The organism is Arthrobacter sp. PvP023, from assembly GCF_017832975.1.
GTDB lineage: Bacteria > Actinomycetota > Actinomycetes > Actinomycetales > Micrococcaceae > Arthrobacter.
This window is the reverse complement of record NZ_JAFIBI010000001.1, coordinates 785,520-802,077: the sequence shown is the minus strand read 5'-3', so window position 1 is coordinate 802,077 and position 16,558 is coordinate 785,520. Positions and strand designations below refer to the sequence as shown.

Below are 16,558 nucleotides of genomic sequence, written 5' to 3'. Positions count from 1 at the left end.
CCGGTCCTGTTAGCCGGCCGCCGCGGCAGCTGCCTCGCTGCGCTCAGCCGGGACATCCGCCGGGGTTTCCGCGGGGTGCGGCACGAAGCGGACGAACATGGCTTTGAACCCGGGGGTGTTGGATTCCCGGGCCACGTTTTCCTTGTGGACCAGGGCGTTGGCTTCGGGGAAGTACGCCGCGGCACAGCCCTTCGCCGTCGGGTAGGCCACCAGCCGGAACTTGTCCGCCTGCCGGTCGTTCCCGCGGAAGGTGCTCACCACGTCCACCAGGTCCCGGTCCTTGAAGCCGAGTTCGGCCAGGTCCTCCGGATGCACCAGGATCACCCGGCGACCGTCCGAGATGCCGCGGTACCGGTCATCCACGCCGTAGAACGTGGTGTTGTACTGGTCGTGGCTGCGGATGGTCTGGAGCACCAGGTGGCCCTCCGGCGGTGTCAGGTATTCCAGCGGGCTGACCGTGAAGCGTCCGCGCCCGATGTCCGTCTTGAAGGACCGGGTGTCCCGCGGCGGGTTGGGCAGCACAAAGCCGTTCCTGGTCCGGATCCGCTCGTTGAAGTCCTGGAAGCCCGGGATGACGCGGGAGATGTGGTCCCGGACCACGTCATAGTCCGCGGCCATGGCCTTCCAGTCCACCGGGTGGTCCTCGCCGAAGGTGGCGTCGGCCATCCGGGCGATGATCACCGGCTCCGCGAGCAGGTGGTCAGAGACCGGGTGGAGCCTGCCCTGGGTGGAGTGGACCACGGACATGGAGTCCTCCACGGACAGGAACTGGGCGCCGCCCGGGTGCTTGTCGTCCTTGTCCGTCCGGCCCAGCGTGGGCAGGATGAGCGAGGTGCGCCCGTGCACCACGTGGGACCGGTTCGGCTTGGTGGACACATGCACGGTCAGGCCGATGCGCTGCATCCCGGCTTCCAGGGTTTCGGTGTCGGAGCAGGCCAGCGAGAAGTTGCCGCCCATGGACACAAAGACGTCCACGTCGTCGCGTTCGAACCCCTCCATCGCTTCCACGGCGTCGTAGCCGTGGCCGCGCGGTGACTGGATGTTGAACTCCTTGTCCAGTGCTTCGAGCAGCCATTCCTTCGGCTTCTCCCAGATGCCCATGGTCCGGTCGCCCTGGACGTTGGAGTGTCCGCGGACGGGGCAGGCGCCGGCGCCGGGCTTGCCGAAGTTGCCCTGCAGGAGCAGGACGTTGACCATTTCCTTGATGGTGTCCACCGAGTGGGGCTGCTGCGTGACGCCGAGGGCCCAGCAGAAGATCGTGGCCTTGGACCGGACCAGCATCCCGGCCACGTCCTCGATCTGCTTCCGGGCCAATCCGGTCGCTTTCTCCGTCTCGTCCCAGTCCAGCTCAGCGCGGGCTTCGCGGTAGGCGTCGAAGCCGTCCGTCTGCGCGTCAACGAAAGAACGGTCGACGACGGAACCCGGGTTCCGCTCTTCCTCCGCCAGCAGCAGGTGGCCCAGGGCCTGGAACAGGGCCAGGTCCCCGCCCACCTTGATCTGCAGGTACTCGTCCGCCAGTGGTGTGCCGCCGCCCACCACACCGGAGATTGTCTGCGGGTCCTTGAAGTTGAACAGCCCGGCCTCGGGCAGCGGGTTCACCGCCACCACCTTGCCGCCCTTGTCCTTGCACTCCTTCAGCGCCGAGAGCATCCGGGGATGGTTGGTGCCCGGGTTCTGTCCGACCACGAAGATGAGCTCGGAGTCATGGATGTCGTCCAGCGACACGGTGCCCTTGCCGATGCCGATGGTCGGATTCAGCGCCGAACCCGAGGATTCATGGCACATGTTCGAGCAGTCCGGCAGGTTGTTGGTGCCCAGGGCCCGCGCGAACAGCTGGTACATAAACGCCGTCTCGTTCGCCGTGCGACCGGAGGTGTAGAAGACGCAGCGGTCCGGCGTGCTGGCCCGGATGTGTTCGCCGATGAGGTCGAACGCGTCCGCCCAGGAGATGGGCGAATAGTGCGTTTCGCCTTCGCGGATCACTACCGGTTCGCTGAGCCGGCCCTGGTTGCCCAGCCAGTACTCCGTTTTCCCTGACAGTTCGGCGATGGAGTGCTTCGCCCAGAATTCGGCGCCGACCGTGCGCAGCGTGTTCTCCTCGGCCACGGCCTTGGCGCCGTTCTCACAGAACTCCGCCGTCTTGCGTTTCTTGTCCGATTCAGGCCACGCGCAGCCAGGGCAGTCGAAGCCGCCGCGCTGGTTCAGCCGGAGCAGCGAATGGGCCGTCCGGGACACCCCGGCCTGCGCCACGGCGCGCTCCAGCGCAACCATCACAGCCTTGACGCCGGCCGCTTCCCTCTTCGGCGGGTGGACTTCAAGGTCGTCCTCGTTGATGTCCGCGACCGGGGCCGGCTGCCTGCCGAACTTGGGAGGTTTCATTGGTCTACCTTGGCCAGCGTCTCGCGCTCGGCCCCTATGGTGGTGTTGTCACCGTGGCCGGTGCGGACCACCGTCGCGGCAGGCAGGGTCAGCAGCCGTTGGCGGATGGACGCCAGGATGGTGGGGTAGTCGCTGTAGGACCTGCCCGTGGCGCCCGGGCCGCCGTTGAACAGCGTGTCCCCGGTGAACACCGTCCCCTCATCCTCGAGCTGGAAGCACGTGGACCCGGGCGAGTGGCCCGGGGTGTGGAGGGCGCGCAGGGTTGCCCCGCCCACCTGGAACACATCGCCGTCCGCGAGGTAGCGGTCCGGTTTGACGTCGGGATAGACCTGCTCCCACAGCACCAGGTCGTCAGGGTGCAGGTAGATCGGCGCGCCCACGGCCCCGGCCACGGCACGCGCCGCCCCGATGTGGTCGTTGTGCGCGTGCGTCAGCAGGATGGCCAGGACTTTTCGGCCGCGGACCTGGCTGATGATCGCCTCCGCATCATGCGGGGAGTCGATGATCACGCATTCTTCGTTGTTTCCCACGATCCAGACGTTGTTGTCCACATCCCAGGTGCCGCCGTCGAGCGAAAACGTGCCCGAGGTGACCAGGTTCTCGATGGTCACGCTCATACGGCGGCCGCTTCCGGGGCGGTGCGCGCGGTCTCGGCGGACGGGCTGATTTCGACCACGGAACGCAGCACCTTGCCCTCGTGCATCTTCTCGAAGGCCTCCTCCACCTGGTCGATGGTGATGCGTTCGGAGACAAACGCGTCCAGGTCCAGGTTGCCCAGCTTGTAATGCTGCACCAGCATCGGGAAGTCCCGGGACGGCAGGCAGTCGCCGTACCAGGAGGACTTCAGGGATCCGCCGCGGCCGAAAACATCCAGCAGGGGCAGCTCCAGCTTCATGTCCGGTGTCGGAACGCCCACCAGCACCACGCGGCCGGCGAGGTCGCGGGCGTAGAACGCCTGCTTGTATGTCTCGGGGCGGCCCACCGCTTCAATCACGACGTCGGCGCCGTTGCCGCCGGTCAGCGCCCGGATGGCCTCGATCGGGTCTTCCTTGCTGGAATCCACGCCGTGGGTAGCGCCGAGGGACTTGGCCATTTCCACCTTGTTGGCGTCGATGTCCACCGCGATGATGGTGGTGGCGCCGGCCAGCTTCGCGCCCGCGATGGCGGCGATGCCCACGCCGCCGCAGCCGATCACGGCAACGGATTCGCCGCGCTTGACCTCACCGGTGTTGATCGCGGCGCCAATGCCTGCCATCACGCCGCAGCCGAGGAGCCCGACGGCGGCGGGATCGGCGTCGTCGTCCACCTTGGTGCACTGCCCGGCGGCAACGAGCGTCTTCTCCGCAAACGCACCGATGCCCAGCGCGGGCGAGAGCTCAGTGCCATCCTCCAGCGTCATCTTCTGCGTCGCGTTGTGCGTGTTGAAGCAGTACTGCGGCTGGCCCTTCGCGCAGGCGCGGCATTCTCCGCACACGGCGCGCCAGTTCAGGATCACGCGGTCGCCGGGGGCCACTTCGGTGACGTCCGGTCCCACCGCGTTGACCACGCCGGTAGCCTCGTGGCCCAGCAGGTAGGGGAAGTCCTCACCGATACCGCCCTGCTTGTAGTGCAGGTCCGTGTGGCACACCCCGCACGTGAGGATGTCCACCAGTGCTTCACCCGGCCCCGGGTCCGGCACCAGGATGGTCTCCAGCGAAACCGGAGCGTTCTTCTCCTTGACGACAACGGCTTTTACTTTGTGAACCATGATTCTTGTGTTCCTTTCCTGAGCCCGGGGGGCTCGCTGGCAACGGCACCCATTGCCAATCTAGCTGACTCGTTGCGGTTCCAAATCTTCTTCCAGCGGCTCAAGGCCCTGATCGGCGCCCTGGCCGGGGCCTTGGCCGGGGCCCGAAACCCGGACCTGATCCGCGCCCGGGACGGCGGCGTGCGCTGCTGCCCGGGCTGCGGCGGGCACTGCGGCGTGCTCAGGATCTACAAATTGCGTATTACACAACACGATGCACATAGCGCGTACTGGAAAATATGACAGTCGTCACACAGGGGTGTCAATAGATCGCCGGAGTGCTACGTCCCGGGGTTCATCGCGGCGTCGCAGCAGGCTTCGGCGCGATGCAACAAAACGCAACCGCGTCGCTTTCAGCGCAACTAATTTTCCACACCTGGGCTCCTTGGGCACATTCACCGAGTCCTTACGGGGCGGAAATTTCACATTTTGGAAACCAAAAGGTATTGACTGTGTTACACGTCACGCCTAATCTGGTGCAACAGCGTTGCGCTGAATGCAACCACAAACAATTTGGTGGATACATGAGTAACGAAACTTCCTCTCCCGCTCTTGCGGGAGGACCGGGCGCGGAGCAGGATGGCCTGCATGAAGGCCCCCGCGCCGGCCGCAGCACGTTGAGCGGCCAGCATTTCCAACCTGCTGACAACGATGTCAGCAAGGAAACCCGCCGCAGGGTCATCGCGGCCAGCTTCATCGGCAACTTCGTTGAATGGTTCGACTACGCCGTTTACGGCTACCTGGCCGTCACGATCGCGACGGTCTTCTTCCCTGAATCAAACCCCCAGACCGGGCTTCTGCTGACTTTCGCCCTGTTCGCGATTTCATTCCTGGTCCGCCCGCTCGGCGGGTTCGTCTGGGGCCACATCGGTGACAGGGTGGGCCGCCGGACCGCGCTCTCCCTGTCGATCCTGATCATGTCCGGGGCGACATTCTGCATAGCTCTTATTCCGGGCTACGACACAATCGGCCTCTGGGCCCCGATCCTGCTGCTGATCATCAGGGTCGTGCAGGGCTTCTCAGCCTCAGGGGAGTACGCCGGAGCATCGGCGTTCCTGGTCGAATACGCCCCCGCTAACAAGCGGGGCGTCTACGCCGCAGTGGTTCCTGCGAGCACCGCAGCAGGCTTGCTCCTGGGTTCCCTGTTGGCGGGCCTGCTGACAGTCCTGCTCAGTTCCGACGCGATGCATAGCTGGGGTTGGCGCCTGCCGTTCCTGCTGGCTGCCCCGATGGGACTGATCGGACGCTACATCCGCACCAAGCTGGAGGACACCCCGGTGTTCCGCGAAATGGCAGCGGAGGACGAGGCCGTCAAGGCACCTGTTTCCAGCCTGTTCCGGAACCATTGGCGGCAGCTGCTTCAGGCCGTCGGAGCTGTACTGCTGAACGCCGTCGGCTTCTACGTGATCCTCAGCTACATGCCCACCTATCTGTCCTCAGAGCTGGGCCTGGGCGCAACCGAATCCTTCCTGGCCACCACCATCGCGTTGATCACGTACATCGGGTTCATCTTCCTCACCGGGATGCTCTCGGACCGTTACGGCCGCAAGAAGGTGCTCATCAGCGCATCCGTTGCCTTCATCGTGCTGACGGTGCCGGCGTTCGCCCTCCTGGGGACCGGGAACTTCCTGATCATTGTCCTGGTCCAGATCCTGCTGGGTGCGATGCTCACCCTCAACGACGGAACGCTCCCCAGCTTCCTGGCCGAAATGTTCCCCACCCGTGTCCGCTACAGCGGCTTCGCGGTCAGCTTCAATCTCTCCAACGCCCTGTTCGGCGGCACCGCCCCGTTTATGGCAACCCTCCTGATCGCTGCCACCGCCAGCGATCTGGCACCGGCCTGGTACCTCGTCGCCGCGGCGGTGATCTCCCTGATCGCCGTTTCGCTCTCCCGGGAAACCTGCAAAGAACCGCTGCGCCACGAATAGCCAAACTTCTTCCACTCACCTCACGTAACTGCACCACGGAAAGGCAACACCACTATGACCACCACAACATCCGAGAACGCAACGTCCGTCGCCGAACTGGAGCGGCTCAAAGTCCTGAAAAACGGCGACAAGGTCAAGCTGACGTTCTCCGACACTGAGTTCGAGCGCCGCCTCGCCGGCCTGCGCCGCATCATGGCCGAGAAGGACCTGGACGCCGTCGTCCTGACCAGCTACCACTCCATCAAGTACTACTCCGACTTCCTTTTCACCACCTTCGGCCGCTCCTACGGCATGGTGGTCACCAAGGATGACACCGTCACCGTCACGGCCAATATCGACGCCGGCATGCCGTGGCGGCGCAGCTACGGCGACAACGTCATCTACACGGACTGGCGCCGGGACAACTACATCTTCGCCATCCAGGAAGTCCTGCGCACCCGCGGCATCAACCCGCGCCGCCTCGGTGTCGAGGACGACTCGCTGCCGCTGGATAACCGCAACAAGATCCAGGCTGCCTTCCCCTCAGCAGCCCTCGTGGACGTGGCCCAGGCCGCCATGCGCCAGCGGATGATCAAGTCCGCCGAGGAGATCGAGGTCATCAAGCACGGGGCGCGCATCGGCGACCTCGGCGGCGAAGCCATCCGCAACGCCATCACGGCAGGCATCACCGAGTACGAGGTCGCGCTGATCGGCACCGAAGCCATGGTCCACGAAATCGCCCGGACCTTCCCGGATTCGGAAATCCGCGACACCTGGGTCTGGTTCCAGTCCGGCATCAACACCGACGGCGCGCACAACTGGGCCACCACCCGCAAGATCCAGGAACACGACATCCTGTCGCTGAACTGCTTCCCCATGACCTCCGGCTACTACACCGCGCTGGAACGCACCCTGTTCTACGGCGAACCGGATGCCCGCTCGCTGGAGCTGTGGAACATCAACGTCGAGGTCCACAAGCGCGGTTTGGAACTGATCAAGCCCGGCGCGGTCTGCAAGGACATCGCCGCGGAGCTCAACGAGATCTACGTCGGTTACGGACTGCTCGCCAACCGCACCTTCGGTTACGGCCATTCCTTCGGTGTCCTGAGCCACTATTACGGCCGCGAAGCCGGGCTGGAACTCCGCGAGGACATCGACACGGTCCTGGAGCCGGGCATGGTGGTTTCCATGGAGCCGATGATCACGGTCATGGACGGCCAGCCCGGCGCCGGCGGCTACCGCGAGCACGACATCCTGGTGGTGGGCGAGGACGGCGCGGAGAACATCACCAAGTTCCCGTTCGGTCCGGAATACAACATCATCGGGGCCTAACAAGCACCGGAGTTGCCACCGCCGGAAAGCGGCGCCACGTCCTTCGTGGCGCCGCTTTCCTGCTTACATACGGAATGATGGTGCACACCATGACCTCTGCAGCAGCTTCCGAATCCAGCAGCAACGGCGACGCCAAGGGCACGTCCGTCATCGTCAACGCCATCGCGGTGCTTCGAAGTTTCACCGCGGACGAGCCGCTGCTCGGCGTCACCGAGATCGCCAACCGCGTGGGCCTGCACAAGAGCACCGTTTCCCGCATCCTGGCCACCTTCGAACAGGAACACCTGGTGGAGCGCGACCCGGAGACCCGCAGGTTCCGGCTGGGGCTGGGCCTCATCGCCGTCGCCGGACCGCTGCTGGCCGAACTCGAAGAGCGCCGCGTGGCCTACCCCGTCCTGCGCGAACTGACGGAGCAGACCGGCGAAACAAGCGCCCTCATGGTGTGGAACGGCTCCGAGTCGATGTGCGTGGAGCAAATTGCCAGCCACCACCAGATCAAGCACACCACCCCGCTGGGCGCCCGGTACAACGATGCCCTCAGCGCCTCCGTGCAGGTCTTCCTCGCCGCCGAGCCCGCCGAGCGGGTGCGGGTACTGCTCCGCAGCGGCGAAATTGCCTATCCGGGCCTGGACGACACCAGCCTCGAGGCCTACCTGATCCGGCTTGGTGACGTCGCCCGGCGCGGCTGGGCCACCAACTACGGGGAGTCGTCCCTGGACGAAGTGGGGCTGGCCGCCCCCGTGTTCGACCACCGCGGCGACATCGTGGCGGCGGTCCTCATCCCGGCACCGCGCTTCCGGGTCTCCCCGGACACGCTGCAACGCCTCGGGGAATCCTGCAAGGCAGCCGCGGACCGCGTCACAGCCCGCCTCGGCGGCGCCTCCCCGGCCCCGGCCTGAGAGAGCGTCAGGTGGGGATGATGCGGAACAGGAACTTGGTCCGGACCATCACCCACAGCAGCGCCACGATCAGGGCATACGCGGCGGTGTTGAGCCAGATGTTTCCCTGCTGCAGTGCCGGGATGTTCGCCACCACGGCGATCAGCACCACGTGCATGATGAAGACGTACAGCGTGGCCCGCCCCAGCGGAATCAGCAACCAGCCGACGGCGCGTTCGATCGGCTTCCAGTAGGCCGTGAGGAGCGCGTAGACCGTCACCAGCAGGGTGAGCACGTTCAGGAGCCGCCCCGGTTCCAGGTAGGTCCGCCCGAAGAACCGGTCGTAAACGGCGCGGTAGTTCGCGTCGGACGTCAGCGCGAGCCGCACATCGTATTCGTTCGCCAGGTACGGGTTGGCCCAGGACATCAGGGCGAAGGCCACGGTGACGGCGGCACAGAGACCCACCACCCAGCGGTGCGCTGACAGCCAGGCCACGATGGTCCGCCGGTAGTAGCCGCCCACCAGGCCCAGCACGAACAGGACCTGCCACACCATCAGCGGGAAGGAATCCTCGAACTGCGACGGCAGGACCCTGAACCGGAACACTGTGCCTGCGACGTAGAGCGCGGTGGTGGCCGCGAGTACCCAGAGCACCTTGCCGTGGGCCAGGGCGAGCAGGATCAGCGGGCTGACCAGGAGCATGATCACGTAGAGTCCCATGACGTTGAACTGCCATGGCCCGAATTGCAGGAGCAGCACCGCGGGGATGACGGCCCCGGACACCGGGAACTGCAGCAGGCCCTGCATACCGGTGTAGAGGTCATAAGTCCGGCCCGCTCCCGACCTGCCGGCGCCGCCGGTCCCCTGGTCCGTGAACGTGGTCAGCACGTCGGAATTGAAGGCCGGGATGAGGCTGAGGGCGAACACCAGGACAACAACTCCCAGCGCCGTGACGTACAGCTTGCCCGCCCGCCTGCCGGTTTTTTGGGCGACCTCGCCGATGTTGTCCTGGGCCTTGGGCCCGTAGACCATCCCCAGCACCAGCCCGGACAGCAGCACGAACAGCTCGGCGCCGGAGACAAAGCCGATGGTCTCCTGGGTGAACAGCTGAAAGAGGGACGTCATGCCCACGTGGTTCACCACCACAAAGAGGATGGCCAGCCCGCGCATCAGGTCAACCCGGGAATCGCGCGAGGACTTGTCCGAATACGTCCAGCCCTTCGCCGGGCGCAACCGCATCGGCAGGAACCACAGCAGGATCGCACCGGCCAGCAGGGCGGCCGCCGCAATCCCCGCCGGAGCGCCGGACAGGGTGTTGCCGGGCGCCCCGCCCAGCCCCTCCACAATCCTGGTGACCGGCCCGGTGACGAGCGTGGATTCCTTGACGGCTGCCCCGGCGGCGGCTGCCACGCCCGGGTTCCGGGTGAGGCGCCAGTCAATGATGGTGTTGCCGGCGTCCCCCACCTCCGTTTTCTCGTCCCACACGACGGCGGCAATACGCTCCAGCTTGCCCGGCGCTGCCTCGCCCAGCACTTGCTCCCACCAGCCGGACTTGATGTCGGCTTCCGACGGGCCGCCTGCCGTCGGACTGAAGTAGGCCGCCGTCTGGACCAGCAGCGGCTTGTCCCGCTTCACTGCGTAGGACTCGTAGAAGTCGGAGCCACCGCCGTCGGAACCGGCGCCCTCAGCGGAGGCGGCCCCGCGGGCGGTCCCGTTCAAAAGGGAGGCCAGTTCCCCGTCCCTTGGCAGTGTGTTGACGGCAGCTCCGCCGCCCGTGTCGTCATGCAGTGCCGTCAGGCCCGCCCAGTCAACCGCGTCGTCTCCCGGGTAGTACGGGGCGTAAGGTGCGTCGGCCCCGTTCCAGGCGCCGTCGGAATTGGTGTCCAGTGCAGGGAAACCCGGAGTGCCGGGTGCCGGGGCTTCACGGTTCCTGGTGAACGGATAGTCACGCGCCTGGAACGGCTGCCACACCATCACCGCATTTGGTTCCGGTTCGAACGCCTGGGCCACCGCACGGAACGCCGTCACATAGTCCCCGGGCTGCTGACCCCAGGACACCCAGCTTGTGTTCATGTCCGGGGCGAAGCGGATCAGCAGCTTCCCGGGGAAACCCTGCGCGAGTTCCTCAAGCTGCCCGGCAAAATCTGCGGCACCGGCTGCGTCCACCTCCGTGAGGGGCACCGCGGGATTCACGGTGAGCAGGGCATGGGCCCCGGAGGCGGCGCTCTGGGCCAGGAACTCCCGCAGGTAGCCTTTTTCACCGCGCGTGATGGGAAAGGAGACGTCGTGACCGAGGACCGCCGGGGTTGCCTGCAACCGGCCGGCGAACCCGGCGGCGTCGTCCTCGCCCCATTCCAGGACGCCGCCCAGGAGCGGCTTTCCCGATGAGGCACCGAGGTCCTCACCGCTGTTAGTGTTCGACGCCGGGATGGCGGCTTGCGCAGCCACGCCGGCTTGCGCTGCCACGGCAGCCTGCGCGGCCCCAGCCGGCAGGAAGAGCACGAGGGCGAGCACCAGGAGCGCGGCCCTCCGGAAGGCTTTAAGCGGATTCATGCGGGCCGCCTTTCGGGAAGAGTGCCGAGACGGTCGTTCCGCCGCCGGGGGTTTCCGTGAGCGAGAGTTCTCCGCCGTGCGACTGGACGATGCGCACGCAGGTAGCCAGCCCCAGGCCCGAGCCGGCGGCGTCACCGGGACGGTGCAGCCGGACCAGGGGTTCAAGGACCCGCTCGCGGTCGGCGGCGCTGATGCCCTTGCCGTTATCCGACACCCGGACAGTGACTCCGCGGTCGTCTGCCAGCGCGTAGACCCTGACTTTGAGCTCGCGCGCCGGGCTGCGGTAGTTGGAGGCATTGCCCAGGAGGTTCTGCAGCAAGGACCTCAGCTGCGCCGGATCAGCCATGACTTCCGCGTCCTCGCAGTCCAGCCCGGCGTCAGGACTGAACCCGTCGCCCAGGTCGCTGACCGCCGCCGCAACGGTCTCCTTGAGGGACACCGGACGGGAACGCAGCATTCCGCCCACCTGGGAGTAGCTGAGGACGCCGTCCAGCGTGGAGAGCATCCGCCGCCCGCTGCCTCGGATGTGTTCCAGGTATCCCGCAGCCGGACTGCCCGGACGGATGTCCTCGTCGTCCTCACTCAGTTCCACATAGCCAAGGATGGTGGTGAGGGGGATCCGCAGGTCATGGCTGACCCGGCCGGCAAAATCAGCGAGCTTGCGGTTGCTTCGGCCCAGTTCTTCCAGGGCATGCTGGAGCTGCAGGGTGCGGTGCTGCAGTTCCAGCACTTCCACCACCTGCGCCGCGAGGACATCCAGCATGGCGGTTTGTTCGGCGGAGAGGGTGGCCGGCGCTTCGGAAAAGACGCACAGGGAGCCCAGCGCGAACCCCGAACCGGTCAGCAGCGGGGAGGAGGCGTAGAACCGGACGCTGGCGATTTCTCCGGTCACAAAGGGATGGGCCGCAAACCTGGGGTCGGCGGCAGCGTCGGGCACCACGGTGGTGCGGCCCTGCTGGAAGACCCTGGCGCACATCGAGTCTTCGCGGGCGCACAGCCCGGGTTTCAGGCCCGCAGCCGCGAGCTGGACCTGCTGCTCGGGAGTGATGATGTTGACGACGCTGAAGGGAACGCCGCAAAGCTTCGCGGCAAGGTCCACCAGGAAGTTCAGTGCGCGTGCCGCGCTGGCACTGGGATTCTCTTCCAGCAGTCCGTACTCCCCCAGCACGGAGCGCCGTTTAAAGTCAGCGCTAGCAAGGCTGTGCCCATCTGCTTGAGCCACGTGAGTCCCTTCCACATCCAGGACACCCAGCCAAGCGCCGCAGTCCCCCCAGCAGGAGTCTAGCGGAGCGGATTGCCGCTCACAGGGGTGAGGTAGTCTCTTGACACCAACCGCAAATTTCGGGTTGACTATTACGCATGCTGAAATAACAGTTCCATGATGTGGAATGTAGGTGAACGCAGCGGCCCTGACCGGATCCGCGGCGGCACCTGCACCGGGGTACTCCCTCTTCCGCATAGCCGACGCCATGGATGCCAGCATTTTGCACGAGGGATGAACAAGCATGCAGCTTGCCGTATTCAACGGGGCGGACCGCGCGGAAGTCACCGCGGCACTTCGCCCCTGCATCGACGTCCAGCGCTGGGTGGACCAGATCGCGGACGCACGACCCTTTGCCAGCAGCAAGGCCCTGCTGGACTTTGCCCGCGACGCCGCCGCCCCGTTTACACCGGACGAGGTGGAGTCCGCCATGGCCCACCACCCGCGGATCGGGGAACGGCCCACGGCCTCAACCACGGAGGCATCCATGTCCCGCTCGGAGCAGGCCGGAGTGGATCCGGCGGACGCGGACGTCACCACGGCACTGGCCGAGGGGAACCGCGCCTACGAGGAGAAGTTCGGCCGGGTCTTCCTGATCCGGGCAGCCGGCCGCACCGCGCCGGAAATCCTGGCGGCGCTGCACGAGCGCCTCAACCACACCGCCGAAGAAGAAGACGCCATAGTGGCCGGGCAGCTGCGCGAAATCGCCCTGCTCCGGCTCGAAGGAGTGATCAGCGAATGACCGTTTCACAGGTGACCACCCACATCCTGGACACCGGATCCGGGCGCCCGGCTGCCGGCGTCGCCGTCGGGCTTTACGCGCGCGACGGCGGAGGCTGGAACCTCGTTGCGTCGGGCACCACCGACGGTGACGGCCGGGCGAAGGACCTCGGTCCGGAACTGCTCCCGGCCGGGACGTACCGGCTGAACTTCGCCACAGGGGCTTACTACGAAGGCGTGGGCACGGCCACGTTCTTCCCGGAAGTGGACCTGGTGTTCACGGTGTCCGACGCCGGCGAGCACTACCACGTGCCGCTGCTCCTGAGCCCCTTCGCCTACTCGACGTACCGCGGCAGCTGACGAGTTTTTGTCCAGATACCACGGCCAAACGCTCCTCGAAAGCCCATTATCTGGACAAAAACTCGGGAGGGGGCCGCTCAGGGCGAGGCGGCCCCGGGCGGCCAACCCGATCAACACGGGGCAGTAGGCTAGAGGGCATGGCTTCTGAAGACACCCCCGCCGAGAGGCGCGAAATCACCGTGCGCCGAGCACCCAAATACGTGCCGTTCCTCATACTTGGCGGACTCGTGGGCATCATCGTTGCGGCGGTCATCGCGTTCGCGCTGCCCGGAGACCCGGGCTACGAACCCAGCTCGGTCTTCGGCTTCTTCCTGGTCCTTTTCGGCGCCGGCGGCGTGATTCTGGGCGCCGTCGTCGCCCTCCTGCTGGACCGGCTCAGCGTCCGCCGCGCCGAACACGCCGTCGTCGAGGCCGTCCCGGAGGACGCCCCGGGCAACGAAGCAGACGACGGCGATGACAGCGGCACCCCGGCCGGCCGTCAGTCATAAACGGGCAGCCGGAAAAGTCCTACCCCATGACGTGAGATAATCGACCAGTGGCACGCGGCGATGGAAAACTTTCTCATGATCTTCTCCCTGGCGAAAAAGGCCCCCAGGACGCTTGCGGCGTCTTCGGGGTCTGGGCACCAGGTGAAGAAGTAGCAAAACTCACCTATTACGGGCTGTATGCATTGCAGCACCGCGGTCAGGAGTCGGCTGGCATAGCAACCAGTGACGGCAAGCGGATCAACGTCTATAAGGACATGGGCCTCGTATCCCAGGTCTTCGACGAGACCACGCTGAACACCCTGACCGGGCACCTGGCCGTCGGCCACTGCCGCTATTCCACTACCGGCGCCAGCCACTGGGCCAACGCCCAGCCCACGCTTGGCGCTACCGCCACGGGAACCGTGGCGCTGGCCCACAACGGCAACCTCACCAACACCGCCGAGCTCAATGCCATGATCATTGAGCGCAACGGCGGCCAGCTCAGCGGTGAAATGAAGCAGGGCAACACCTCGGACACCGCCCTGGTGACGGCACTGCTGGAGGGTGAAGAGGGCAAGTCCCTCGAACAGACCGCCATCGAGCTGCTGCCCAAGATCAAGGGCGGCTTCTGCTTCGTCTTCATGGACGAAGGCACCCTCTACGCGGCACGCGACACCTATGGCATCCGCCCGCTGGTCCTCGGCCGGCTGGAGCGCGGCTGGGTAGTGGCCTCCGAGCAGTCGGCCCTCGCAACGGTGGGCGCCAGCTTCATCCGGGAAATCGAACCCGGCGAATTCATCGCCATTGACGAAGAGGGCGTGCGGTCCCAGCGCTTTGCGGAGCCGACGCCGGCGGGCTGCGTTTTCGAGTACGTCTACCTTGCGCGTCCGGACGCCGCCATTGCGGGACGTTCCGTGTATGAGTCCCGTGTGGAGATGGGCCGCCAACTGGCCCGCGAGAACACCCAGGAAGCGGACATCGTCATCCCCGTCCCCGAGTCCGGAACCCCGGCCGCCGTGGGCTACGCCGAGGAATCCGGCATCCCGTTCGCGCACGGCTTCGTCAAGAACTCCTACGTGGGCCGCACGTTCATCCAGCCCTCGCAGACCCTGCGCCAGCTGGGCATCCGCCTCAAGCTCAACGCCCTCGAATCCGTGATCCGCGGCAAGCGCGTTGTGGTGGTGGATGACTCGATCGTTCGCGGCAACACCCAGCGCGCCATCGTCCGGATGCTCCGGGAGGCCGGCGCTGCTGCGGTGCACGTGAAGATCTCCTCCCCGCCGGTCCAGTGGCCGTGCTTCTACGGCATCGACTTCGCGTCCCGCGCGGAGCTGATCGCCAACGGCGCCACCATTGAGGAAATTTCCCAGGCAATCGGCGCCGATTCGCTGGCGTACATCTCCGAAGACGGCATGATCGGCGCCACCCAGCAGCCGCGCGAACGCCTCTGCACCGCCTGCTTCACCGGCAAGTACCCCATCGAGCTCCCGGGCTCGGACAAACTGGGCAAGAACCTGCTGGAGCGCACGGACCTCGGCGGCCTGCCCGCGGCAGGATCCGCCACCACAGCCGCCGCCGCGGTTGCCGTTGATTCCGAAGAGGACCCGGCCGGGAAGCCCGGCGCTACGGGCTGCGATCCGGGACCGGACGCCGAGTTCGAGAACCTGCTGACCGACGCCGACCGTCTGACCGCTGACAAGAAAGAGTCCGTATGACTTCCGCATCTTCCTCCGCCCAGAACGCCGGCATCACGTACGCCTCTGCCGGTGTTGACGTCGAAGCGGGAGACCGCGCCGTCGAACTCATGAAGGACGCCGTCAAGGCCACCCATAATTCCTCCGTGATCGGCGGGGTGGGCGGCTTTGCCGGACTCTACGACGTTTCGAGGCTCCTCACTTTCAAGCGGCCGCTGCTCGCCACCTCCACGGACGGCGTGGGCACCAAGGTGGCCATCGCCCAGGCCATGGACATCCACGACACCATCGGTTTCGACCTGGTGGGCATGGTGGTGGACGACATCGTGGTGGTGGGCGCCGAACCGCTCTACATGACCGACTACATCGCCTGCGGCAAGGTTGTCCCCGAGCGCATCGCGGACATCGTCCGCGGCATCGCAGCAGCCTGTTCCGTGGCGGGAACCGCCTTGGTGGGCGGCGAAACCGCAGAGCACCCGGGCCTGCTGGGTGAGCACGAGTACGACGTCGCCGGTGCCGCCACCGGTGTTGTCGAGGCCGACGCCCTGCTGGGTCCGGACCGCGTCCGCGCCGGCGACGTGGTGATCGGCATGGCCTCCTCCGGCCTGCACTCCAACGGCTATTCCCTGGTCCGCCGGGTCATCAACCACGCCGGCTGGGCCCTGGACCGCCAGGTCTCCGAACTCGGACGCACGCTGGGCGAGGAACTGCTCGAGCCCACCCGCGTCTACGCCGCTGACTGCCTGGACCTGGCCCGCACCTTCCCGGTCACGGCCGGCGCCGCCGTCCACGGCTTCAGCCACGTCACCGGCGGCGGCCTCGCAGCCAACCTGGCGCGTGTCCTCCCCCAGGGCCTCATCGCCACGGTGGACCGCGCCACCTGGGAACTCCCCGCCATCTTCAAGCTGGTTTCGGAACTGGGCAACGTTCCGCTGGCCGACCTCGAGCGCACCCTGAACCTCGGCGTGGGCATGGTGGCGATTGTCTCCCCCGAAGCCGCCGACGCCGCCGTGAACCGCCTCAACGACCGCGGCCTGCCGTCCTGGATCATGGGCACCGTGGAAGAGAACACGGACTCGATCGTCAAGACCGGCCCCGACTACGTCCAGGGTGCCAAGGGTGTTGACGGCGGCGCAGTCCGACTGGTGAACGCCTACGCCTAAGCACCTCGCCTGAGCAACCCACCGGGTGCCCCGCAACCGCCGTTTAGAGAGAACTGA

Annotated in this window: 13 protein-coding genes; 8 read left to right on the top strand and 5 right to left on the bottom strand. The window is 66.3% G+C overall.

The window, feature by feature from the left end; genetic code table 11:
- Positions 1-9 precede the first annotated feature (9 nt).
- From JOE31_RS03760 to JOE31_RS03750, 3 genes are read right to left on the bottom strand one after another with little or no spacing between them, the layout of a single operon-like run.
- Entirely contained in the window at positions 10-2,379 is a 2,370-nt protein-coding gene (locus tag JOE31_RS03760) for an FdhF/YdeP family oxidoreductase (protein ID WP_209742202.1), read from the bottom strand.
- A complete protein-coding gene (locus JOE31_RS03755; RefSeq protein WP_209742201.1) occupies positions 2,376-2,996 on the bottom strand; it encodes an MBL fold metallo-hydrolase in 621 nt (206 codons plus the stop codon). The genes JOE31_RS03760 and JOE31_RS03755 overlap by 4 nt, the downstream gene beginning before the upstream one ends.
- The gene (locus JOE31_RS03750; protein ID WP_209742200.1) at positions 2,993-4,126 is read right to left on the bottom strand and encodes an S-(hydroxymethyl)mycothiol dehydrogenase; all 1,134 of its coding nucleotides are present in this window, start codon (positions 4,124-4,126) and stop codon (positions 2,993-2,995) included. Before JOE31_RS03750 ends, JOE31_RS03755 begins: the two co-directional genes overlap by 4 nt.
- A 563-nt stretch (positions 4,127-4,689) precedes the next feature.
- On the opposite strand from JOE31_RS03750, the gene JOE31_RS03745 reads away from it, so the two are divergent.
- The 3 genes from JOE31_RS03745 to JOE31_RS03735 all read left to right on the top strand — a co-directional run bounded on the left by JOE31_RS03745 (position 4,690) and on the right by JOE31_RS03735 (position 8,303).
- Positions 4,690-6,093: an MFS transporter gene (locus JOE31_RS03745; protein ID WP_209742199.1), complete on the top strand. Its 1,404-nt coding sequence runs from the start codon at positions 4,690-4,692 to the stop codon at positions 6,091-6,093.
- A gap of 54 nt (positions 6,094-6,147) precedes the next feature.
- The gene (locus JOE31_RS03740; protein ID WP_209742198.1) at positions 6,148-7,404 is read left to right on the top strand and encodes an aminopeptidase P family protein; all 1,257 of its coding nucleotides are present in this window, start codon (positions 6,148-6,150) and stop codon (positions 7,402-7,404) included.
- An 89-nt stretch (positions 7,405-7,493) separates the two neighbouring features.
- Entirely contained in the window at positions 7,494-8,303 is an 810-nt protein-coding gene (locus tag JOE31_RS03735) for an IclR family transcriptional regulator (RefSeq protein ID WP_245198960.1), read from the top strand.
- Between the two features lie 7 nt (positions 8,304-8,310).
- Here JOE31_RS03735 and opgC read toward each other — a convergent pair whose 3' ends face one another.
- Positions 8,311-10,836: an OpgC domain-containing protein gene (opgC, locus tag JOE31_RS03730; RefSeq protein WP_245198958.1), complete on the bottom strand. Its 2,526-nt coding sequence runs from the start codon at positions 10,834-10,836 to the stop codon at positions 8,311-8,313.
- Positions 10,823-12,058 carry a GAF domain-containing sensor histidine kinase gene (locus JOE31_RS03725; RefSeq protein ID WP_209742196.1) on the bottom strand — a complete coding sequence of 412 codons (1,236 nt, stop codon included), beginning with the start codon at positions 12,056-12,058 and terminating at the stop codon, positions 10,823-10,825. Before JOE31_RS03725 ends, opgC begins: the two co-directional genes overlap by 14 nt.
- A 283-nt stretch (positions 12,059-12,341) precedes the next feature.
- Between JOE31_RS03725 and uraD the strand changes: the two genes are divergently transcribed.
- The 5 genes from uraD to purM all read left to right on the top strand — a co-directional run bounded on the left by uraD (position 12,342) and on the right by purM (position 16,501).
- On the top strand, positions 12,342-12,839 hold the full coding sequence (uraD, locus tag JOE31_RS03720; RefSeq protein WP_209742195.1) for a 2-oxo-4-hydroxy-4-carboxy-5-ureidoimidazoline decarboxylase: 498 nt from the start codon (positions 12,342-12,344) through the stop codon (positions 12,837-12,839).
- A complete protein-coding gene (uraH, locus tag JOE31_RS03715; protein ID WP_209742194.1) occupies positions 12,836-13,177 on the top strand; it encodes a hydroxyisourate hydrolase in 342 nt (113 codons plus the stop codon). Before uraD ends, uraH begins: the two co-directional genes overlap by 4 nt.
- A gap of 137 nt (positions 13,178-13,314) precedes the next feature.
- Positions 13,315-13,665: a hypothetical protein gene (locus tag JOE31_RS03710; protein WP_209742193.1), complete on the top strand. Its 351-nt coding sequence runs from the start codon at positions 13,315-13,317 to the stop codon at positions 13,663-13,665.
- A 47-nt stretch (positions 13,666-13,712) separates the two neighbouring features.
- A complete protein-coding gene (gene purF, locus JOE31_RS03705) occupies positions 13,713-15,359 on the top strand; it encodes an amidophosphoribosyltransferase (RefSeq protein WP_209742192.1) in 1,647 nt (548 codons plus the stop codon).
- Positions 15,356-16,501 (top strand): phosphoribosylformylglycinamidine cyclo-ligase, encoded by a 1,146-nt coding sequence (purM, locus tag JOE31_RS03700; RefSeq protein ID WP_209742191.1) that lies wholly within the window; start codon positions 15,356-15,358, stop codon positions 16,499-16,501. The genes purF and purM overlap by 4 nt, the downstream gene beginning before the upstream one ends.
- Positions 16,502-16,558: the final 57 nt, after the last annotated feature.